This window comes from Myxococcus xanthus, assembly GCF_013116825.1.
GTDB lineage: Bacteria > Myxococcota > Myxococcia > Myxococcales > Myxococcaceae > Myxococcus > Myxococcus xanthus_B.
This window is the reverse complement of sequence record NZ_JABFNS010000155.1, coordinates 1-19,740: the sequence shown is the minus strand read 5'-3', so window position 1 is coordinate 19,740 and position 19,740 is coordinate 1. Positions and strand designations below refer to the sequence as shown.

The 19,740-nt window shown below is 69.9% G+C and carries 19 protein-coding genes and 1 pseudogene; 12 read left to right on the top strand and 8 right to left on the bottom strand.

Annotation, left to right across the window (positions count from 1 at the left end; all coding sequences use genetic code 11):
- A pseudogene (locus tag HNV26_RS32200) lies at positions 1-588 on the bottom strand (tetratricopeptide repeat protein); the annotation flags it as partial.
- Between the two features lie 240 nt (positions 589-828).
- Between HNV26_RS32200 and HNV26_RS32195 the strand changes: the two are divergent.
- The gene (locus HNV26_RS32195; protein ID WP_140794679.1) at positions 829-1,236 is read left to right on the top strand and encodes a response regulator; all 408 of its coding nucleotides are present in this window, start codon (positions 829-831) and stop codon (positions 1,234-1,236) included.
- Positions 1,237-1,248: 12 nt separating this feature from the next.
- Here the strand turns inward: HNV26_RS32195 and HNV26_RS32190 are convergent, their stop codons facing one another.
- Positions 1,249-1,575, bottom strand: a complete 327-nt coding sequence (locus tag HNV26_RS32190; protein WP_171441389.1) for a PilZ domain-containing protein — start codon at positions 1,573-1,575, stop codon at positions 1,249-1,251.
- A 224-nt stretch (positions 1,576-1,799) separates the two neighbouring features.
- Here HNV26_RS32190 and HNV26_RS32185 point away from each other — a divergent pair, with 224 nt between their 5' ends.
- The 11 genes from HNV26_RS32185 to HNV26_RS32135 all read left to right on the top strand — a co-directional run bounded on the left by HNV26_RS32185 (position 1,800) and on the right by HNV26_RS32135 (position 10,698).
- Entirely contained in the window at positions 1,800-2,258 is a 459-nt protein-coding gene (locus HNV26_RS32185; protein WP_171441390.1) for a hypothetical protein, read from the top strand.
- 15 nt (positions 2,259-2,273) lie between these two features.
- Complete coding sequence (locus HNV26_RS32180) at positions 2,274-2,759, top strand: EscF/YscF/HrpA family type III secretion system needle major subunit (RefSeq protein ID WP_171441391.1); 486 nt, start codon at positions 2,274-2,276, stop codon at positions 2,757-2,759.
- A gap of 10 nt (positions 2,760-2,769) precedes the next feature.
- The gene (locus tag HNV26_RS32175; protein WP_171441392.1) at positions 2,770-3,573 is read left to right on the top strand and encodes a flagellar M-ring protein FliF; all 804 of its coding nucleotides are present in this window, start codon (positions 2,770-2,772) and stop codon (positions 3,571-3,573) included.
- 22 nt (positions 3,574-3,595) lie between these two features.
- The gene (locus HNV26_RS32170; protein WP_253817258.1) at positions 3,596-4,072 is read left to right on the top strand and encodes a hypothetical protein; all 477 of its coding nucleotides are present in this window, start codon (positions 3,596-3,598) and stop codon (positions 4,070-4,072) included.
- A 147-nt stretch (positions 4,073-4,219) separates the two neighbouring features.
- Positions 4,220-5,365 (top strand): type III secretion system cytoplasmic ring protein SctQ, encoded by a 1,146-nt coding sequence (gene sctQ, locus HNV26_RS32165; protein WP_253817257.1) that lies wholly within the window; start codon positions 4,220-4,222, stop codon positions 5,363-5,365.
- Positions 5,366-5,373: 8 nt separating this feature from the next.
- Entirely contained in the window at positions 5,374-5,796 is a 423-nt protein-coding gene (locus HNV26_RS32160) for a flagellar biosynthetic protein FliO (protein ID WP_216612923.1), read from the top strand.
- Complete coding sequence (gene sctR, locus HNV26_RS32155) at positions 5,793-6,524, top strand: type III secretion system export apparatus subunit SctR (RefSeq protein ID WP_171441396.1); 732 nt, start codon at positions 5,793-5,795, stop codon at positions 6,522-6,524. Before HNV26_RS32160 ends, sctR begins: the two co-directional genes overlap by 4 nt.
- 4 nt (positions 6,525-6,528) lie before the next feature.
- Positions 6,529-6,798 (top strand): flagellar biosynthetic protein FliQ, encoded by a 270-nt coding sequence (locus tag HNV26_RS32150; RefSeq protein ID WP_011555600.1) that lies wholly within the window; start codon positions 6,529-6,531, stop codon positions 6,796-6,798.
- Entirely contained in the window at positions 6,795-7,589 is a 795-nt protein-coding gene (locus HNV26_RS32145; RefSeq protein ID WP_171441397.1) for an EscT/YscT/HrcT family type III secretion system export apparatus protein, read from the top strand. Before HNV26_RS32150 ends, HNV26_RS32145 begins: the two co-directional genes overlap by 4 nt.
- Positions 7,586-8,635 carry an EscU/YscU/HrcU family type III secretion system export apparatus switch protein gene (locus HNV26_RS32140; RefSeq protein WP_171441398.1) on the top strand — a complete coding sequence of 350 codons (1,050 nt, stop codon included), beginning with the start codon at positions 7,586-7,588 and terminating at the stop codon, positions 8,633-8,635. The genes HNV26_RS32145 and HNV26_RS32140 overlap by 4 nt, the downstream gene beginning before the upstream one ends.
- On the top strand, positions 8,632-10,698 hold the full coding sequence (locus HNV26_RS32135) for a flagellar biosynthesis protein FlhA (RefSeq protein WP_171441399.1): 2,067 nt from the start codon (positions 8,632-8,634) through the stop codon (positions 10,696-10,698). Before HNV26_RS32140 ends, HNV26_RS32135 begins: the two co-directional genes overlap by 4 nt.
- 11 nt (positions 10,699-10,709) lie before the next feature.
- Here HNV26_RS32135 and HNV26_RS32130 read toward each other — a convergent pair whose 3' ends face one another.
- The 6 genes from HNV26_RS32130 to ligA all read right to left on the bottom strand — a co-directional run bounded on the left by HNV26_RS32130 (position 10,710) and on the right by ligA (position 19,052).
- Positions 10,710-11,063: an HU family DNA-binding protein gene (locus HNV26_RS32130; protein ID WP_011555596.1), complete on the bottom strand. Its 354-nt coding sequence runs from the start codon at positions 11,061-11,063 to the stop codon at positions 10,710-10,712.
- Positions 11,064-11,188: 125 nt separating this feature from the next.
- Positions 11,189-12,562, bottom strand: a complete 1,374-nt coding sequence (locus HNV26_RS32125; RefSeq protein ID WP_436410070.1) for a YhjD/YihY/BrkB family envelope integrity protein — start codon at positions 12,560-12,562, stop codon at positions 11,189-11,191.
- Positions 12,563-12,916: 354 nt separating this feature from the next.
- Positions 12,917-15,739 (bottom strand): Rne/Rng family ribonuclease, encoded by a 2,823-nt coding sequence (locus tag HNV26_RS32120; protein WP_171441400.1) that lies wholly within the window; start codon positions 15,737-15,739, stop codon positions 12,917-12,919.
- A 551-nt stretch (positions 15,740-16,290) separates the two neighbouring features.
- Positions 16,291-16,734, bottom strand: a complete 444-nt coding sequence (locus HNV26_RS32115; RefSeq protein WP_171441401.1) for a DUF3052 family protein — start codon at positions 16,732-16,734, stop codon at positions 16,291-16,293.
- Positions 16,731-17,030, bottom strand: a complete 300-nt coding sequence (locus HNV26_RS32110) for an acylphosphatase (protein ID WP_090490217.1) — start codon at positions 17,028-17,030, stop codon at positions 16,731-16,733. Before HNV26_RS32110 ends, HNV26_RS32115 begins: the two co-directional genes overlap by 4 nt.
- 3 nt (positions 17,031-17,033) lie before the next feature.
- The gene (gene ligA, locus HNV26_RS32105; protein WP_171441402.1) at positions 17,034-19,052 is read right to left on the bottom strand and encodes an NAD-dependent DNA ligase LigA; all 2,019 of its coding nucleotides are present in this window, start codon (positions 19,050-19,052) and stop codon (positions 17,034-17,036) included.
- Positions 19,053-19,740 lie beyond the last annotated feature (688 nt).

The window sequence follows — 19,740 nt, the reverse complement described above, 5'->3', positions numbered from 1 at the left end:
GTGGGGGGCTCTCATCGCGGGCGCCGGGCGCGCGGGCGGCTCCTCGTCCCCGAGTGCCATGGGCTCGGGCACGAGGAAGTCATGCCCGTCCAGGATGGGCAGCTCGTCCGTCATCGTGCGCATGGCGGGCGCGCCGGGCAGGCGGTGCAGCTCCACGACGCCGCGCTCCAGCAGGGCCTTGAGGACGACCTTCACCTCGATTTCAGGTAGCCGTGCCGCCCGGGCCAGGTCCGGCACGGCATGGTCCCCGTCGATGAACGAAGCAATGTGCGCCTCGAAGGGGTGGAGCGGCTGGAGCGCGATATCCAACCCAGCGCGCAGGTGCGGCACGGTGTGCGCGTCCATGGGCACCGTGAAGCGCGCGGTGGCCAGGTCATGCGGCGTGGGGCGCTGGGGCGGGGGCCTTGGCAGCTCCATGGTGCGCGTGCGCTGCGGCGGGGACAGCAGCGCCCGGACGATGGTGGGCTCGGTGATGACGTACTCCCCGCTGGCCTGCCGCGGGTCCAGGAGCAGCCCGCACAGTGTGCACTGGAAGTCGTTTCCACCGACTGTCGCCCGGCACTCGGGGCATTCTGGTTTCGCGGCCATTCCAGGGGCATCATAGCGCCCGGTTCCTAGCCGTGTTGGACGGGGCGTGGCCACCCTGGCTACGCCCGCCTGTCAGCCCTCCTAATCGAAAAGCAAGGCATCCAGTGTGTGTCCGACTTACGTATGGGGGAGACGGGTGCCATTGCACAATCCGTTGCATCCTCCCTGGTGCGGCCACGCCCCGGAGGGCTATACCGCGCGCGGCGGGTGGCATTGGCATCGTGTTGCGTCCGGAGAACCATGGCTGGCAATTCCCAGGCACCCTTCCACATCCTTCTCGTCGAGGATGAGCCGGTCATCCGGGAGCTGGTGCGCTCCATGCTGAGCGACGGCACCGTGGACGTGGTGTGCGCCGCCACGGGGCTGGAGGGCCTGAAGCTGGCCAAGAGCCAGACGTTCCACCTCATCCTGATGGACGTGGTGTTGCCGCAACTGGACGGTATCTCCGTGTGCCGCATCCTCAAGGGGGACCCGGCCACCGCGGGGGTGCCGCTCTACATGCTCACCGCGAAGGCGAAGCGCTCCGACATGGAGAGCGCCACCCAGGCGGGGGCGGATGGCTACATTCACAAGCCCTTCCGGGGCGCCGAACTGATGGCGTTGGTGGAGCGGCTGCGCGAAGCGGGGCCGAAGCCGGAGCTGCCCTGAGTCAGGCAGGCTTCAGGGCAGGCGCGGGTGGAGGTAGCGCGCCAGGGCGATGAGGTCGTCCCAGTCCAGCTCGCCGAACTCCAGCGCCACACCGTCCACTTCGCGGCGGCGAATCTGGCAGGTGGTGACGATTTCCCGGTCGCCGGGCAGCGGCACCGAGATGGTGAGCTCCCGCGCGGTGTCGGCCGGGTGGGCCATCAGGAACAGGCCCGCCATGGACACGTCCCGAGCGCGAACCATCACCGAGCGTCCCTTGAGGAGCACCTTCACGGGGAGGTTGGCGTCGACGCGCGGGTGAAAGCGCTCGGCAATCTGGGGGCCGCCATCGGTCGTCCGCACCGGGTCTCTCCTCTTTTCCACACGACAGGGTGCAACAACTCTGAGGCACTCCGGAGCGGACGCAAGTTTCCAGCCAGGGCCGCCGTCCAGCCTCCCGGACGCTCCTCCCGGTTCGCGGAGCGCTTCCGGACCCGCCGTGGTGCCTCAACGCCTGGGATTGCCGGGGGTTATCCCTGGCACGGCGGCTGAAACAGGGCCGGGCAACTCTCCGCAGGAGGCTGCCCGTGTCCAATGACAGTCGGATTCCCACACTGACCATCACCCATACGGTTCCGCGTCAGACGCCGCAGAACGACTTCGGCACGGTGCTGGCGCGCGCGGCGAACGAGGTGGTGCGCTCGGGAGCGGGCCTGGTGGGCGGCATGATTCCGGGGGGGCCCATCGTCAGCGCGGCCGTCTCCAGCGCGAAGACGGTGGTGTCGGCGGTGGCACCGAAGACGTCGGGGGCGGGGATGCCCGCGACGGCGGATACCGGGAGCGCGGGGGCCGCGGCGGGCAACCAGGAGGCGTGGGACCTGTTGGAGGCGCAGAAGGTGCTCGCCGCGGAGGGCCAGAAGTTCAACATGGCCTACCTGCAGCTCCAGAACGAGATGCAGAAGGAGAGCCGCGAGCACGCCGCTGTCTCCAACATCATGAAGGTCCGCCACGACTCCGCGAAGGCGGCCATCAACAACATCCGCTGAGGAGCGACACCAGCCATGGCCATGGACACGTTGGGGCCGGTGGGGGGAGCGGGCGCGTCGCCCGCGGTGGAGCCCAACCGGGAGCGATTCAGCAAGGTGTTGGACGAGGTGAAGGGGCCCGCGAAGGGCACTGGGGTTCCGGTGGCCACGGAGGGGCCGCCGAAGCCCGCGCCCACGGCGGCGCCGCGGGGTGTCTCCCGAGCCGAAGGGGTGGGGCCCGCCGCGCCGGGCTGCGCGGACGTGAAGCCGGGCGCTCGGGTGGACTCGGTGCAGGCGGCGAGAGCGCAGCAGGCGGCGCAGGTGCTGGACCGGGTGGGGCAGGCGCAAAAGCGGCTGGACCACATCCTTCAGCTGGCGCAGTCCGGCCGCAGCTTCACGCCCGCGGAGTTGCTCGCGTTGCAGGCCCATGTCTACCGGGCGAGCCAGGAGCTCGACCTCGCCGGCAAGGTCGTCGAGAAGGCGACCAGCGGCGTCAAGCAGGTCCTCCAGACCCAGGTTTGAGGAGCACCCGATGCGTTTGTTTTTTCGTCGCGCTTTCTTCCTCGTGCTGCTCGTGAGCGTCACCGCCTGCCGCGAGCGCATCCAGCATGGTCTGGATGAGCGGCAGGCCAACGAGCTTCAATCCGTGCTCGTCGAGCGCGGGCTCGACGCGCGCAAGGTCCCCGAGGCGGGCAAGAAGCCCACGTGGTCCATCGAGGTGGCGGATGAGCACGCCTCGGACGCGGTCCGCATCCTGTCGGAGCTGGGGCTGCCGCGGCCGAAGGAGGAAGTGGGCTGTGACGTCTTCGGCGGTGGCGGGCTGGTGCGCACGCCGGTGGAGGAGAGCGTCTGCCGAGTGCGGGTGATGGAGCGGAGCCTGGAGAAGACGCTCCAATCCGTGGAAGGGGTGCTGCTCGCGCGCGTCCACCTGGTGGTGCCCGCGCCGCCGAGAGTGGGACAGGCACCGGGTCCATCGAAGGCATCGGCCATGCTTCGGGTGGCGCCGGGCAACGCGGCGCGGGTGCGGCAATCCTCCGAGACGTTGAAGGTCCTCCTCGCGGGGGGGGTGGAGGGCTTGTCGCCGGAAGCCGTCTCGTTGTTGGTGGACGAGGTCTCCACCCGAGTGGAGGCGCCGACGGAGGTGGGCGTGTCTCCGCTGACCCGACTGCGTGCCCTCTTGGCCGTGTTGGGCCTGATGGTGACGGGGCTGTCGGTGGCGCTGGTGCTGGTGACGCTCCGGATGCGGCACTACCGCGACCGGACACCGACTCCGTCCGCGCCGTCTGGACCCGCGCGGCCCGTGTTGTCACCGGGACCGGCGCGCAAGGTGGCGTGAGTCGTCCATGGAGCGCGAACGCATGGATGCGACACGCGTAGGGCGCAAGCCTCGGCCAGACCGGAGCTCCGCGTCCGTCCGGGCCGCTGCACCGACCGAGGAGGTGCCCCGTCTGGTGGGCCCCTTGCCGATTCCAATCGAACGCCTCGCGCTCGTCGCGTGGGTGCTGGGGCGGGAGCGGGCGGGCACCCTGCTGGGCGAACTGGGAGACGACTCGGCGGTGCGCGCGCGGGAGCACCTCCAGCGTCTGTCCGCGCTGCCCTCCGCGCAGCGACAGGCGAAGGTGGCGGTGGAGTTCGGGGAGCGAGCTGATGCCGCTGCTCGGCTGCGGCGCCTCATGAGCGACGCGCCTCCCATGCTTCGCCGGGAGATCTTCCGGCGTCTGCCTCCGTACCACCGGACCTTGTTTCCGGATGCGAGTCTGGCACCTCAGGCGACAGAGGCACCTCCCGCGCTGGGGGCACTGGCCGACCGCTTGATTCGCGAGGCCACGCGCTGAGTCGGGATGCGGCGCCGTCCCGGCCCGCGTACCCGGCGTCCCGAGCGCGGATGCCCCGCTTTTCCAACCCCGCGACTCCACGAGCCTGGTCCCTGGCGGGGGCCCTGCACGGGAGGAGTGCGTCTCGATGCAGCAGCGGAGCCACTGATGAATACCCGTATCGAACACGCCGCCACCCGGAAGGTCCGCCCCCTGCGCCGCTTGGGGGCGCGCCGGCTGACCCGGGCGCACCTGGTGCTCGCGGAACGGCCCCAGGCCGGGGGCCTCGGGAGGGAGGCGTTGGACGCGGTGATGGCGGCCCTGACTCGGGAGCTCGGCTGTCCCGTGCATGCGGAGGCCCGCTTTCTGGAGTCCGTCGTCTCGCCTTCGGTTGGACTGGGCGAGCCCGCGATTTTCGCGCTGCTGGAGCTGTCGGCGGTGGGGGGCACGGCGGTGCTGGAGCTGGAGCCCGCGCTCGCCTTCATGGGGCTGGAGCGCATCGCTGGCGCGGGGCAGCGGCCCGGTGTGGTGACGGAGTTGGCCCGGTTGGAAGAGGCGACGTTGGCCTATGTCCTGCTGGTCGCGCTCTCCGCGGTGAGGGCGGCGGGCGGGGCATACCCGTGGTTCGGTCCACGGCTCGCGGGCGTGACGATGTCCAGGTCGGACGTGGTGGCGCGCTTGGACCCTCGCGAACCCTTGGTTGGCATTGAGTTGATGGTGACCGTGGGCGAGTCGCGCGCGGGCGCGCGGTTGTTGCTGCCGTCACAGGTGGTCCAGACGGTGTTCCAAGCGCTTCCGGTGGAGCGTGCGCCGGGCATCGCGCCAGAGGTGCTGGCCGCCTCGCTCGAAGCCCGGTGCCTCGTAGGCCAGACGCCGCTGCCCGCGAACGCGCTGGACGCGCTCGTGGTGGGGGACGTCGTCGTCTTCGAAGGTGTGCGCAAGCAGGCCGGCCAGCTCTTCGGGCAGGGGCGGCTGGTGACGCGCGGTTTCGCGCTCTCGGGAGACTTCCTCGCCGAGGGCTTTTCACTGACCCGCGCGCAGGGGCGCGGGGTTCCCCAGGAGTCGGACATGGTGGCCGTGAACAAGCAGGAGGAGGGCATGCCTCCGCTGCCCGTGGATGTGGAAATCGAGCTGACGCGGGTGATGATTCCCCTCTCGGAGCTCGCGGCGCTCAAGCCGGGCGCGCTGCTTCCCCTGCACATCAACGCCAGTGAGCCGGTGGTGCTGCGCGTGGGAGACCGCGCGGTGGCCCGCGCCGAGTTGGTGGAAATCGAGGGCGAGGTTGGCGCCCGCGTCCTGGCGCTGCTGCCGTGAGTCCCGTCATGAATGCACAGCGTTTCGTTCATTCGCCGCGCTCGCGCCTGCTGTTGGCGGGGGCACTGGTGCTGGGGTTGGCGGTGATGGGCCCGGTGGCTGGGGTGTCCACCACGGTGGCCGCGCGGTGGCTGCTGGGCGTCGTGGCGCTGGCCGCGCTGGGATGGTGGTTGCACCGGCGCGGCGCGGTCGTCAGGGGCGAAGCCACGGCGCCACGGCTGAATATCGTATCGCGAGCCGGACTGTCGCAACGGTGCGGTGTTGCGCTCGTGGAGGTGGATGGGCGCAGCTACCTGGTGGCCTTCGGTGATGCGTTCGCGGAGATTCGCGAGACGCCAGCGCCAGCGCCGGAGTTCGGCCATGTCCTGGCGCAGGCCCGGCGGCCCATGCCCAGGTCCCGTACGATTCGGGGCCGGCGGGAGGGGCCATGAGCCACGCCTTGCTGGGAGCGCTCCTGCTGGTTCCCGCCGCGGCCTCCGCGGCGGAGAGCTCACTGTCGCGGATGTCATACGCGGGCAGCCCTCTGTCGATGATGGGCCTGCTCGCGGTGATGTCACTGCTGCCGTTCGCGGTGCTGATGCTGACGAGCTTTTCGAAGATTGCCGTCGTGTTGTCGCTGGCCCGCTCGGCCATGGGCACGCAGCAGGCGCCGCCTACCATCGTGCTCACGGGCCTGGCGGCGGTGCTCACCGGGCACATCATGGCCCCGGTGATGGAGCGCATGTACGACGCGGGGCAGGTGGCCTACGCGGAGGTGGCGTCGGGCTCCGGCGCGGGGATGCTCTCCGCCGCGAGCCGCGTGTCGGAGCCGCTGCGCGCCTTCCTGGTCAAGCACGGGAGCGCTGAGGAGCGCGCGCGCTTCGTGGACCTGGCGCGCGAGCTACGTCCGGTGGAGGAGATGGACGCGGTGCGGGAGACGGACCTCTTCGTCGTCATTCCTGCCTTCGTCATCACCGAGCTGAAGGAGGCCTTCCAGATTGGCTTCCTCGTCTTCCTCCCGTTCCTCGTGCTGGACATGGTGATTGCCAACGTGCTGCTCGCGCTGGGGATGCAGACGCTGTCACCCAGCCAGGTGAGTCTGCCCTTCAAGATTCTCCTCTTCGTCGCCGTGGATGGCTGGTCGCTGCTCGCGCGGGGCCTCATCCTCGGCTACCGGTGACGCCATGACCCAGGACGTCTTCCTCACCCTGGGACGTGAGGCCCTGCTGTTGATGGTGATGGCGTCGCTGCCGCCCATTGGCGCGAGCCTGGTGGTGGGGTTCTTGTCGAGCCTCTTCCAGGCCACCACCCAGCTTCAGGAGTCCACGTTGTCGGTGGTGCCCAAGCTGTGCGCGGCCGTCCTGGCGCTGGTCCTCGCCGGGCCCTGGATTGCCGGGCAGCTCACGCGCTTCACCCACCAGCTCCTGATGCTCATCTCCGAGGTCGCGGCATGAATCTGGATCCGCTCCGCGCCTGGCTCGAGTCACTGGGGCCGGACATCACCGTGGTGGCGCTGTGTGCCGCGCGGCTGCTGCCCATGACGTTCCTGTGTCCGCTACTGGGAGGACAGGCCACGCCGACGATGGTCCGCCTGGCATTGGTGCTGTCCCTGTCGCTCTTCCTCCGGGTGGAGGCGGGCGTGGTGTTGGAGGCGCCTGTCACGTCCGCGGTGGTCCTGGGCGGATTGGTGATTCGCGAGCTGCTCTTCGGGACGTCCGTGGGGTTGGTCGCGGCACTCCCCTTCGATGCCGCGCGCATGGGGGGCCGCTTCATCGACCTGCTTCGTGGAACCTCCGCCGAGGCGAGTCTGCCCCTGGCGGGGAGCCGTGAGTCCGCGGCGGGGGAGGGGCTCTACCATCTGTTGGTGGCGCTGGTGGTCTCCGGTGGCATGTGGCCGCTCGTCATCTCCAGCGTGCTGCGTGGATTCGGCGTCGTGAAGCTCGGCGCCTTCGTTCCAACCGAGGCGGCCACGCTGCATGTCGTCATGCTGGCGGGGGCGGCCATGGCCACGGGGCTGGCGGTGGGGGCGCCGATCGCCGCGGCGGTGCTGACCGTGGACTGTTTCCTGGGGCTGGCCTCGCGAGCGGCACCCCAGGTGAATCTTCAGGAGGTGGGGACGCCGCTGAAGATTCTGGGTGGGGGCGCCTTGTTGTGGTTGGGGACGGGCGTGTTGTGTGAGCGGCTGTTGGCGGGCGTGTTGTCCGTGGAAGGCGCGCTGGCGTTGCTGGGGGAGGTGGCGCGGTGAGTGGGGAGAAGACAGAGAAGCCCAGCGCGAAGCGCCTTCGTGAAGCACGGCGCAAAGGACAGATTCCCCGCAGCCGCTTGCTGAACGCCAGCGCGGTGACGGCGGGTGGTTTGTTCGGGCTCACGGAGGCCGCGCCAGTGGGCCTGGCGAGGCTCCAGGCATGGACGGAGCACCTCTTCCTGGGGCAGCAGGACCTTGGGGCGTGGCAGGAAGGGCTCTGGATTGCCGCGCGTTTTTGTGGCCCGGTGCTGGGGGGCGCGTTCGCCGCGGCGCTGCTCGTGTCCGTGGCCACGGTGGGCCTGGAAGCCGAGCTCCTGCATGTCGAGCCGAAGCTGGAGCGCATCAGTCTGGTGGCGGGCATGCAGCGGCTCTTCAGCTGGCGCCCCTGGGTGGAGCTGGCGAAGACGCTGCTGATTGTCTGCGTGGTGGGGGCGCTCGTCTGGCGCGATGCGGAGGAGGCCGCGCCGGATGCGATGAAGACCGCGTGGCTGGGGGGGACGGAGGGCTTGCGCCTGGTGGTCGCGCACGTGTCCGGGCTCGCGAGCCGCCTGGCCTGTTTGCTGGTGGTGCTGGGCGTGGGGGACTACGCGCTGGCCTGGCGGCGCCACATCAAGGATTTGATGATGACTCGCGAGGAGATGAAGCGCGAGTACAAGGAGAGTGAGGGCGACCCCCGGCACAAGGGGCAGCGGAAGGCCCTGCATCGCCAGTTGTCGCAGGGCGGTGCGGCACGCGGGGTGCAGAAGGCGACCGCCGTGGTCGTCAACCCCACGCACATCGCGGTCGCGCTCCGCTACGACGTCGACGAATGTGAGGCGCCCTATCTCGTGGCCAAGGCCCGGGAAGGGGATGCGCTCGCCATGCGGGAGCAGGCACGCCGGCTTGGCATTCCGGTGGTGCGGGACATCCCGCTGGCACGCAGCCTCATCCACTACGACGTGGGCGAGCCCATCCCAGAGGAGCTGTACCAGGCGGCGGCGGTCGTCCTGCGCACGGCGATGGATGCGCGGGAGTTGGACGGCCATCCACGGAGACAGACGTCATGAACCCCCTCATGAAGGTATTGCTGAAGGCCCGAAACTCCTCGGACGTGGTGTTGGCGATCGCCATGGCCGCGATCCTGGGCGCGCTCATCATCCCCTTGCCTGCGTGGCTCCTGGACGCGGGGCTCGCCGTCAATCTGGCGGCGTCGGTGGCCCTGCTGGTGGCCGCGCTGCGTGCCCGGGACGCCTTGAAGGTGACGTCGTTCCCCACGCTGTTGCTGTTCACCACGCTGTTCCGGTTGGCGCTCAACGTGTCCTCCACGCGGCTCGCGCTCGCGGAGGGGCATGCGGGAGACGTCATCCAGGCCTTCGGTGAGTTCGTCGTCCGGGGCGACTACGTCGTGGGCGCGGTGGTGTTCGCCATCCTCACGTTGGTGCAGTTGCTGGTCGTCACCAAGGGCGCGGAGCGGGTGGCGGAGGTGTCCGCGCGGTTCACGCTGGACGCGATGCCCGGCAAGCAGATGTCCATCGACGCGGACCTGCGCGCGGGCGCCATCGACCAGGCGCAAGCCCGGCGTCGGCGGCGTGACCTGGAGCGCGAGTCACAGATGTTCGGCGCCATGGACGGCGCGATGAAGTTCGTGAAGGGGGACGTGATTGCGGGCCTGGTCATCGTCGCCGTGAACCTGCTCGGAGGGACCGTCATCGGTGTGCTGCAGGGAGGCATGCCCCTGGCCGAGGCGGCGTCGACATTCGCGCTCATCGCCATTGGTGACGGGCTGGTGTCCCAGGTTCCCTCGCTATGCATCGCCGTGGCCGCGGGCCTCGTCGTCACGCGCGTCGCCTCGGAGAAGGAAGAGGACACGCTGGGGGCGGAGATTGGGGCCCAGTTCTTCGGAGAGGCGCGGACGCTCTGGGTGGTGGCGGGCCTGTGCGTCGCGTTGGCCCTCATGCCGGGAATGCCGCACGTGACGTTCCTTCTGCTGGCGGGAGGCCTGGGCGGCCTTGGCCATGTGCTGAGCCGCGCGGGGGGGGCGAAGGTCGAAGAGAAAGCAAGCGCGCCCGCGGAGGGCGTGGCGCCTGGCGCGGCTGGAGCCCCACCGGAGAGTGCCGCGTCACCCGTGGGGGTCTCCCCGCTCACGTTGGACCTGGCGCCTGACCTGACGGTGCTGGCCGAAGCGGAGGGCGCCGCCTTCGTCCACAAGACGTTGAACGGCGTGCGGGACGAGCTGTTCTTCGAACTGGGGGTTCGGGTGCCCGGCATCCGGGTGCGCACGCAGGCCGCCTACCTGGGCCCGGGCGAGTACCGCGTCCTGGTGGACGAAGTCCCGGCGGGTGGAGGGCAGGTGCTGCCAGGGGCGCTCTACGCGCTGGCGCCTCCGGACGAACTGGCGTTCCTCCAGGTGAGCGCGGAGGCCGCGACGGAGCCCTCGAGCGGGAAGGTCATCAGCCGCATTCCAGAGTCGGCTCGGGTCCTGCTGGAGACGGCGCAAGTGCCGCTGCGGCGTCCGGGAGAACTGGTCTCGGACCACGTGCGCGCCATCCTGCGTGTCCGCGCCGCGGACCTGCTGGGGCTGCAGGACGTCCAGGGACTGCTGGAGGGACTGGAGGCGCAGGCGCCCGTGCTCGTGAAGGAGGCGCTGCAGAAGGTGCCGCTGCCGCTGCTCACGGACGTGCTTCGCAAGCTGCTCCAAGAGGGCGTCAGCATCCGGGACTTGCGGGCCATCCTGGAGGCGCTGGTGTCGCCGACGACGGAGGGGGATGCCGTCGCGCTCGCGGAGCGCTGTCGGCAGGCGCTGCGGCGGTACCTCAGCCACAAGTTCGCGCCCACCGGGCCGCTGTATGCGTACCTCGTGGACCCGGAGGTGGAAGAGGTGCTGCGCGGCATGGGCCCGCGAGGGCTGGCGCCCGACCCGGAGCGGGTGGCGGAAATCCTCGAAGGCGTGCGGCAGGTGGCCACCGAGGGACGGGCCGTGCTGCTCACCGCTCCGGATGTCCGGCGGCCTCTGCGCAGACTGTGCGAGGGCGCGTTCCCGGACGTTGCGGTGCTCACCTATGGCGAACTGGATGGGGCTCTGCAGATTCGCCCCATCGGCCGGCTGTCGCCGGTGGCGGTGGGGCGCTGACGGAGGTGGGCTTAGAGCCCCGTGCCCGTGTTGCCCGGCCCCTTGCTTTCGGGAAGCGGGGGCAGCTCCGTCTGGGCCTGCTGGGGCGCCGGACGGTTCACGCGGTCGCGCAGCTCCTTGCCCGTGCGGAAGAGCAGGCCACGCTTGGGCTTCACCGGGATGACCTGTCCCGTCTTCGGGTTGCGGCCCTGGTAGCCCTGGTAGTTCTTCACGTGAAAGGCACCGAGCCCGCGAATCTCGATGTTCTCGCCGCGGCAGAGGGCATCCTTCATCGACTCGAAAATCGTCTCGATGGTGGCCTCAGCCTGCTTCTGCGTCACGCCCCTCTTGGCCACGAGGATGTTGATCAGATCGGACTTGAGCATCGGACGCTCCCGCAAACCCGGTGACCCCTTGGAAACAGGGCGCTCTGGCCCGTGGTCGAATCCTGAAAACATAACAGAACGCATCCTTCGTGCAAGCAGGGTGAGCTTCCAACCACCCAGAACCTCTACGGATTTCCCCCTGCGGCCACCCTGGGGGGTGGGGCGGGAGCAGGCTCGGCAAGTCCTGGGCGGAGCGGTACCACCAGGTCGAGCCATCGGGTGCGACGTAGCAGGTCGACACCGGCGCAGTCAGCTGCCTGGAAGATGGGCTCCATCTGTTCGAATCCGGGCGCCCGTGGCCCGTTCCATCCCTCCGCGCCGCCGGTGAGCATCACACCGTGCACGGCGAGCGTGGTGTCCGCCAGCGTGAGGGCAGCCGGGTCCTTCGCGGGACGCAGGCCCCCTTTGCGGAGGCGCTCCAGCAGCCCGGCGGCCACCATGCGGTCGACGACCTCGTGGACCAGCGACTCGGGGACGCGCAGCCGCGTCGCCAACTCGCGCGGCGAGGGAGGCGGCAGCCCGTCCACCCAGGCCAGGGTGGCCTCCTGGGCGACACGGGCGGCGACCAACTCGTGCGCGCGCGGGTGGCTTCCAAAAGCGAAGAGGGAGTGCCGGAAGGCGGTGTGTTCCACCGCATAGGAGAGCCGGGCGCCAAAGAGCACCAACAGCCAGCTCACGTAGACCCACGCCAGGAACAAGGGGAGCGCGCCGAGCGAGCCGTAGAGTGGGTTGTACTGGAAGCTGCGCTCCGCGAACGCGGCGTACACCTGCTTGGCGAACGTCCACCCCAGGCCGGCCACCAGTCCTCCGGCGAGCGCGGACCGGACGCGGACATGCGCGTAGGGCGTCCAGTAGTAGAGCAGGGTGAGGCTGGCCACGGTGACGAGCGTGGTTCCCAGCAGGATGAAGGCGCTGGCGTAGGGCGCGTGGCTCTGCAGGAAGACGCGGACCTTGCCCGTCCCGGAGAAGGACAGCGCGAGGAAGAAGGGGCCCACGAGAAGGAGGCCCGAGTAGATGAGCAGCCGGATGCGCCACGGCCGCTGCCGCCGGATGCCCCACAGCTCGTTGACGGCGCCGTCGAGCTGCCGCAACAGAGAGCCGGCGGACAGGAGCACCGCCAGGAAGCCCACGCTGCCAATGGCGACGGTGTGCGTGGGGTTCAGGAACCGGTCGAGGAACTGGGAGGACTTGCCGCGCACCCCGGGGTTGAGCACCTCGCTGACGACGAAGCGCAGCTTCTCCTTGAACTCGTCCTGGTGGAAGGCGGTCAGCAGCACGAGCGCTACCGTCAGGAGGGGCACCAGGGAGAACATGCTGACGTAGGTCAGCGCGGCGGCCCGAAGCCGGAGATTCTCCCCGCGAAAGCCCTGGGCCACCGTCTTCGCGGCCAGGAAGGTGTCCGTCGCGAACAGCCCCACGGGTGTGTGCTGCAGGGGCGCCCAGAGCCGGGTGGCCCGCTCTCGGAGGCGACGGAGCCACGGCAGGGGCGTCAGCTTCACCGATTCCCTCAAGAGGCCCGGCCGCGCCATGCGCGGGCCTGACGGAGGCGGAGGGAACGTGGCCCCAGGCGGGGCGATACGTGCTCGGAGCGCGAGGACATCATCCGTGTGACATGGCCGGCCCGCGAGGCGGGAACCGCCTTGGGGCATGGGCGCTCACGCTAGCCAATCCGCGGCCGCCAGTGCCAGCCCACCCCGGCTTGAGGTGGCTTGCCAGCGTACACATGCCGACACGGACCGGGGTTTCGTGTGCACTGGCCAGCGACTTCCGCCACGCCAGCGCCGCCGGCTCCCCGCCCCGGCCTTGAAACCACCGGCAGGGCAGGGCACCGGCGGCTGGCCGGCGGAAAGAACTCAGGTCGTTCCGCCCGAAGGCTCCGACCCGCCACTTGAGGCTGGAGGCGGCGTCGAGCCGCCTGCGTTCTCGCCTCCACCAGACGTGTTCTGCGAACCGCCGCGCTCTCCACGCTCGCCGCGGTCGCCACGCCGGTCGCCGCGCTCGGGACGCTCGCCGCGCTCGGAGCGTTCACCACGCTCACTCCGCTCACCGCCGCGCTCGGAGCGTTCACCACGCTCATTCCGTTCACCGCCGCGCTCGGTGCGTTCGCCCCGTTCGCCGCGCTCCCCTCCACGCTCGGAACGGTCGCCCCGCTCGCCACCCCGGTCTCCCCGAGGACGGTCTCCGCCACTCCGGCCGTCGCGGCGGCCCTCGCGGCGGTCTCCGCCCCGCTCACCGCGCTCGGGGCGTTCGTTGCCCCGCTCACCACCGCGGTCCCTGCCACCACCGCCGCCGCCACCGCCGCGCCGGCCCTGCTCCTGGCGGCCGTAGCCTCCGCCATTGCTGTCGGGCTTGCGCTGCTGCATGGCCAGCTCGCCATCACCCGAGCCAGGCGACGAGGCCACCTTGTGCTCCGGTCCCGAGGCCGAGCGTCCGTAGATGTCGTACTGCTCGCGGTGGTAGTTCTGCTGCGCCTTGACCTGGATGGACTTGTTGTACCGGTCCATCAGGTGCCGCAGCTCGTTGCGCTCCTCGCCCTGGAGCAGGCGCGCCACTTCCGCGTTGCAGTTGATGACCAGCGTGGAGTCCTTGTAGCCCGGCGCTTCGCGGCGAATCTCCCGGAAGATTTCGTAGGCCACGGTGGTGGCCGTCTTCACGAAGCCGTTGCCGTCGCAGTACGGGCAGTCCTCGTGGAGCATGCGGCCAATGGACTCGCGCACGCGCTTGCGCGTCATCTCCACGAGGCCCAGCTCGGAGATGCGCAGCACGTTCGTCTTGGCCTTGTCGCGGCCCAGCGCTTCCTGCAGCGCCTTGAAGACCTTGTCGCGGTTCTGCGCCTTCTCCATGTCGATGAAGTCGCAGATGATGATGCCGCCGATGTTGCGCAGCCGGAGCTGGTAGACAATCTCCTTGGCCGCCTCGACGTTGATCTTGGTGATGGTCTCCTCGAGGCTCTTCTTGCCGACGTAGCGGCCCGAGTTGACGTCGATGGCGGTGAGCGCCTCGGCCTGGTCGATGATGAGGTAGCCGCCGCTCTTCAGCCACACCTTGCGCTGGGTGGCGCGCTGGAGCTCCTGCTCGATGCCGTACGCGTCGAAGACGGTGTCGTCGCCCTCGTGCAGGGCCACCCTGTCTCGCAGCGCCGGGTCCTGCGCGGTGACGAAGCCGAGGATGCGCTCGTACTCCTCGCGGTCATCGACGACGAGCTTCTCCACGTCGTGCGCGAAGAGGTCGCGCGTGGCGCGCAGGATGAGGTCCAGGTCGGGGTGCAGCAGACCTGGGCCGCCCCGCTTCTCGTTCTTGCGCACCACCTGGTTCCACACCTCGATGAGGAACCGGATGTCGCTCTCGAGCTTCTCCTGCGGCACGTTCTCCGCGACGGTGCGGACGATGAAGCCCGTCCCGGGCGGGCGCAGGCGGTCCACGATTTCACGCAGACGCCGGCGCTCCTTCTCATTGGAGATGCGGCGGCTGATGCCCACGTGGTCCACCGTGGGCATGAACACCAGGTGCCGGCCGGGGATGGAGATGTGCGAGGTGAGCCGCGCGCCCTTGGTGCCGATGGGGTCCTTGGAAATCTGGACGACGACTTCCTGGCCCACCTTCAGCAGATCCTCAATCTTGTCGGTGCGGCGCGGCTTGGCCTTCTCCTTGTCCTCGTGCTTGTCGCTCCGGCGCTTCTCCTCCTGCGGCCGGCGGCCCTTGTCCTTGTCGCCGCGCTCCTTCTCCCGGCTCCGGGGCTCACGCGCCTCACGAGCCTCGCGCGGCGTGCGGCGCTCGCCGGAGACCTCGGACGGCTTCGCAGCCTGCGCGCCCTCCTCGGAGGGCGAGGGGATGAGGTCGCCCAGCGCGGCGGCCGCGCGGGGAGGGGGCTCGACGGAAAGACTGGTGGCCTCGCCCTCGGCCGATTCAGCGGTCGTCGTCGCCACCTCGGCCGCGTCGGGCTCGGGCGCCGCGGCAACGGCCAGCGCCGCCTCGGGCGACTCCACCTTCGCGGCGGGCTCCACGGCGGCCTCGGCCACCTGAGGCTCGGAGGAGGGCGCGGCCTCGGTCTCGCCACCCGCCAGAGCAGGCGTGGCCTCCACGGGCGCTGCCGTGGACGGCTCGACCGCGACAATCTGCTCGGGCGTGACGGGCTGAACGGCCGCCTCGGCGGCCACCCCCCCCTCCGACCCGGCGGCCGGCGCTTCCTCCACGGGCGCCACCGGCGTCTCCGCGTCCGGCGGCGTCTCCGTCGGAGCGTTGGCGGCCAGCTCCAGGGCGGTGTCGCGCGGCAGGGACTCGGTGGGCGCCGCGACTGGCTCGAAATGGGCGTCCTCCGGCTCCACGTGACGGGGGGGCGCGTGCCGGGCGGCGGCCTCCGCGGCCTCGGCCTCGGACTCGTCCGGGACGTCCGGCGCATCCTCATGCTCGCCTTCGGTCAGCTCGAACTGCGCGCGCGCGAAGTCAGGGTCGTAGACGACGTCACTGACATAGAGGAACGCGGCCTTCTCCAGGCCAATGTCCACGAATGCGGCCTGCATGCCCGGGAGCACCCGGACGACGCGGCCCTTGTAGATGTTCCCGACGACGCCCTTGTCCTTCTTACGCTCGAGGTAGAACTCCGCGATGTGTCCGCCCTCGACGAGCGCGACGCGCGTCTCTCGACCCGCGGCGTTGATGACCAGGATGCTGCTCATGGATGAATCCTGCTGGCGCGCGCGGTAGGGCGGACCTCACCGGACGGGCGGCGGCGAGACGCCGCGCCTCCGAGCGCGCTGCGAAGGGAGAGGCGGCCTCCGGCGGGCCTACAGCGAGCGACGCCGGCCCGGGCATGCCGGGTGCGGCTGGGGGCTCGTTGTCGAGGACCGAGGGGACCACCGCCTGCTCCTCCGAGTTCATTGGCGCCCCGCATTGCGACCGGCACCGTGCCGGGCGAGGCCTTGTCTTCACAACGCGTTCGAGCTTCCCCACGACGCGCGTGCCGCCCGCTCTTCTATCCACACCCGGTCGATGCCCATCGTGGGCCACCTTGGGGGGGCGACTGGAGCCTCGGTGCAGCTGACGCGCCCGGAGGAGCCGGGAACGCAACCCGTCAAAATCCCTACCAGACGTCGACCCCCGACAACGCGGGGCGTCACACAACCGTCCAGAAACACGGGGAGTTTTTCACGGCCCCCCAGGTGTGTAAAGCCGAGAAACGGCTTCCATCCACTGTCCGGCAGATGCCGGGTGGCTACCCGGCAGGGCATCAGGCCTGGGCGGTGGCTCGCTTGCGCTCCCCGGGCTTGTCCGGTCGCCCTCGGGGCCGCCTCACCAGCCGGAGGCCTGTCCAGGTGGCGTCGATGATGCAGATTTTGTTGTCCACCAGACCGATGTCCAGGGCCGCGTGGCGGACGAAGTCCTCGGAGAGGTCCCGGCGGGCACCCTCGCCCCCCGGCCAGCACACCCAGATGCCGCCCGTGAGGGTCATGGCGCGGGCCAGGGCCGGCAGCCGTTGCACCAGTTCCTGCGGGTCCTCGGTGAAGAAGAGGATGACATCCAGGCCCGTCACCGCGGTGATGAGGAACTCCACCCCATCCGGCAGCGGGTTGAGCTTCTGCACGAAGCCCCGCGGCGGGTTGATGACGGAGACCTTGGACCCGGCCCGGATACCCAGCATGGCCGGGAGGGAGGCCAGCGCGTAGGGCGTCATGACGTGCGCTCCACGTTGAATTGACTGAACTCGCCAGTGGCCTCGCTGTCCGTGCGCTGAACGCCCGAAACCCGGGCCTGCGTCGGACCGCGATGACACCAGCGGATGAATTCCTCGAGCACGGCGGGCTCCCCTTCCACGACGGCCTCCACGGCCCCGTCCGGCCGGTTGCGCACCCAGCCCGTCAGGCCCAGGCGCGTAGCTTCAACGCGGGCGCTCTCCCGGAAGAAGACGCCCTGCACCTTGCCTTCGATGCGCAGCGAGGCTCGCCGCGTGCCACTCATGGACCGCCCCATCCTCTAGGCGTTCGTCTGCAGCATCTGCAGGAACGCCTGCTCGTCCAGGATTCTTACCCCGAGTTCCTGGGCCTTCTTCAGCTTGCTGCCCGCATCCTCACCGGCCACGACGAAATCGGTCTTGCGCGAGACACTTCCGGCGACCTTGCCGCCCCGGCGCTCGACCTCTTCCTTGGCCTGCTCCCGCGTCATACCCGTCATCGCGCCGGTGAGCACCACCGACTTGCCCACGAAGGGGCCTCCCGTGGCGACCTGGGGCGCCGCGGGCTGGACCCCCGCCGCCAGCAGCGCGCGGATGGCCTCCTGGTTCTGGGGCTCCTGGAAGAAGGTGTGGATGACCTGGGCCATGATGGGGCCCACGTCCTTCACGCGGGAGATGTCCTCCAGGCTGGCCCCGAAGAGCATCTCCGACTGGGGGAAGGCCTCCGCCAGCGCCTTGGCGGTGGCGTCACCCACATGGCGGATGCCCAGGGAATAGAGGAAGCGGCGCTGCGTGGTCTGCTTGGAGCGCTCCAGCGACGCGATGAGGTTGTCCGCGCTCTTGTCGCCCATGCGCTCCAGCGTCAGCAGGTCCTTCTTGGTGAGCGCGTAGAGGTCCGCGAACGCCTTCACCCTGCCGGAGGACACCAACTGCGCGGCCAGCTTGTCGCCCAGCCCTTCGATGTCCATGGCCAGGCGGCTGGCGAAGTGGCGGATCTTCTCCACCAGTTGGGCGGGGCAGGAGGCGCCCGTGCAGCGGATGATGGCGCCGTCCTCGTCCTTGGTCGCCACCGCATCGCAGACGGGGCAGTGCTTGGGGAACTCGAAGGGCGCGGAGTCCGCGGGGCGCTTGGACAGCACCACGGAGACGATTTCCGGAATCACGTCACCGGCGCGGCGCACGAAGACGGTGTCGCCCTTGCGCACGTCCTTGCGGCGCAGCTCGTCCTCGTTGTGCAGCGTGGCGCGCGCCACCGTGACGCCGCCCACCTTCACCGGCTTGAGGTGCGCCACCGGCGTCAGCGCGCCCGTGCGGCCCACCTGGATGCCGATGTCCAGCACCTCCGTGGACTCCTCCTCTGGAGGGAACTTGTACGCCACCGCCCAGCGGGGGCTCTTGGAGACCTGGCCCAGGCGCTTGCGCAGGTCCTCGTCATCCACCTTCACCACCATGCCGTCCACCTCGAAGGGCAGCTCATGGCGGCCCTTGAGGGAGGCGTCATAGGCCTGGCGCACGCCCTCCAGCCCCTCGGCGCGGCGGTACTGGTTGATGGGCAGGCCCAGCGTCTTCAGGTACTCCAGCTTCTCGATGTGCGTCTTGAAGGCGGGCATGCCTTCGCCCGGGACGCATTCATAGAGGAACACGGAGAGGGGCCGGGCGGCCGTCATCCGCGGGTCCAGCTGGCGCAGGCTGCCGGCGGCGGCGTTGCGCGGGTTGGCGAAGAGCGGCTCGCCTTCCTCCTCGCGCTTCTCGTTGAGCTTCTGGAAGTCCTTCTTGCGGATGAAGACCTCACCGCGGACCTCCAACACGTCCGGCACCCTCACGCCGTCCTGGGGGAACAGCGACATGGGCAGGCTGCGGATGGTGCGCAGGTTCGAGGTGACGTCCTCGCCGGTGGTGCCGTCGCCCCGGGTGGCGCCCTGGACGAACGCGCCCTTTTCGTAACGCAACGCGATGGCGAGCCCGTCCAGCTTGGGCTCGCAGACGTAGGCGATGCTCGGCAGGCCCACCAGCTTGCGGATGCGCTCGTCGAACTCAATGAGGCCCTGGTCCTCGAAGATGTTGGCCAGCGAGAGCATGGGCGCCCGGTGCACCACCTCGCCAAACTCCTCGGCCGCCGCGCCGCCCACGCGCTGGGTGGGCGAGTCCGGCGTCTGGAGGCTCGGGTGCTTCGCCTCCAGGTCCTGCAGCTCGCGCATCAGCTTGTCGTATTGCGCGTCGCTGACCTCGGGCGAGTCGAGGACGTAGTAACGGTAGTTGTGGTGCGCCAGCTCACGGTGGAGCTCACGGGCTCGGGCTGCGGCTTTCTGGAAGTCGTCCACGGTTCGCGGTCCTTACTCCAAAACACGGCGCGTCGGCGCGTGCCTCGAAATGCGGCCACTCTACGGTTCCCGACTGACAAGGTCCGGTCGCCGCCTCCGCGTGAACCACTTCATGAGGGGACGCGGACCCGGAGGGCCGGGTGTTGTCGCTGGCAGTGGCGATGTCCACGCGCCGACCCGCCGGGTCCCCAGGTCCGGGGCAGGGGACTTCCGGAAGGCCCGCACGGCCGGCTGGAAATGAGGGCCGGGGGGGCGCGTGTTGCTCATCTGGAAGCGACGCAACCGTGGCCCTCAAGATGCCTTGACAGGCCAGGAGGGGGTCAATAACGTCCCTTGCGGTTCATGGCGCAGGTGTATTCCGACGGCGCCGACGCTTCTCCCAACCACAAGGCTCACGCCCGCGCAGTCCCTTCCTGGGATTCCGGCGGGGCCGTCCTCCTGGAAGGTGCTTCCGAGGGCCGCGCGGACGTTTCCCCCCCGCCATTCCACCCGTCCGAGTCCTCGGGCGCTTCATTCCTCCCAAGCGTTACAGACATGCGTAAAGCCCGTACTTCGAGAGAGAAGGCTGCCGACACCGATGTCGCCGTCGAGGCCGACACGGAGAAGCCACGCCGCAAGCGCGCCGCGAAGACGGTGGAGCGGGACGAGGCGGAGAAGCCCGCCCCGCGCGCCCGCCGCACCGCCGCCC

Excerpts from the sequence above, each read along its gene's own strand:
- HNV26_RS32170 (WP_253817258.1), top strand. The coding sequence starts at position 3,596 with ATGGATGCGACACGCGTAGGGCGCAAGCCTCGGCCAGACCGGAGCTCC.
- HNV26_RS32120 (WP_171441400.1), bottom strand. The coding sequence starts at position 15,739 with ATGAGCAGCATCCTGGTCATCAACGCCGCGGGTCGAGAGACGCGCGTC.
- HNV26_RS32150 (WP_011555600.1), top strand. The coding sequence starts at position 6,529 with ATGACCCAGGACGTCTTCCTCACCCTGGGACGTGAGGCCCTGCTGTTG.
- HNV26_RS32180 (WP_171441391.1), top strand. The coding sequence starts at position 2,274 with ATGGCCATGGACACGTTGGGGCCGGTGGGGGGAGCGGGCGCGTCGCCC.
- HNV26_RS32145 (WP_171441397.1), top strand. The coding sequence starts at position 6,795 with ATGAATCTGGATCCGCTCCGCGCCTGGCTCGAGTCACTGGGGCCGGAC.
- HNV26_RS32160 (WP_216612923.1), top strand. The coding sequence starts at position 5,374 with ATGAATGCACAGCGTTTCGTTCATTCGCCGCGCTCGCGCCTGCTGTTG.
- HNV26_RS32135 (WP_171441399.1), top strand. The coding sequence starts at position 8,632 with ATGAACCCCCTCATGAAGGTATTGCTGAAGGCCCGAAACTCCTCGGAC.
- HNV26_RS32110 (WP_090490217.1), bottom strand. The coding sequence starts at position 17,030 with ATGGGGCGGTCCATGAGTGGCACGCGGCGAGCCTCGCTGCGCATCGAA.
- HNV26_RS32175 (WP_171441392.1), top strand. The coding sequence starts at position 2,770 with ATGCGTTTGTTTTTTCGTCGCGCTTTCTTCCTCGTGCTGCTCGTGAGC.
- sctQ (WP_253817257.1), top strand. The coding sequence starts at position 4,220 with ATGAATACCCGTATCGAACACGCCGCCACCCGGAAGGTCCGCCCCCTG.
- sctR (WP_171441396.1), top strand. The coding sequence starts at position 5,793 with ATGAGCCACGCCTTGCTGGGAGCGCTCCTGCTGGTTCCCGCCGCGGCC.
- HNV26_RS32130 (WP_011555596.1), bottom strand. The coding sequence starts at position 11,063 with ATGCTCAAGTCCGATCTGATCAACATCCTCGTGGCCAAGAGGGGCGTG.
- HNV26_RS32115 (WP_171441401.1), bottom strand. The coding sequence starts at position 16,734 with ATGACGCCCTACGCGCTGGCCTCCCTCCCGGCCATGCTGGGTATCCGG.
- HNV26_RS32195 (WP_140794679.1), top strand. The coding sequence starts at position 829 with ATGGCTGGCAATTCCCAGGCACCCTTCCACATCCTTCTCGTCGAGGAT.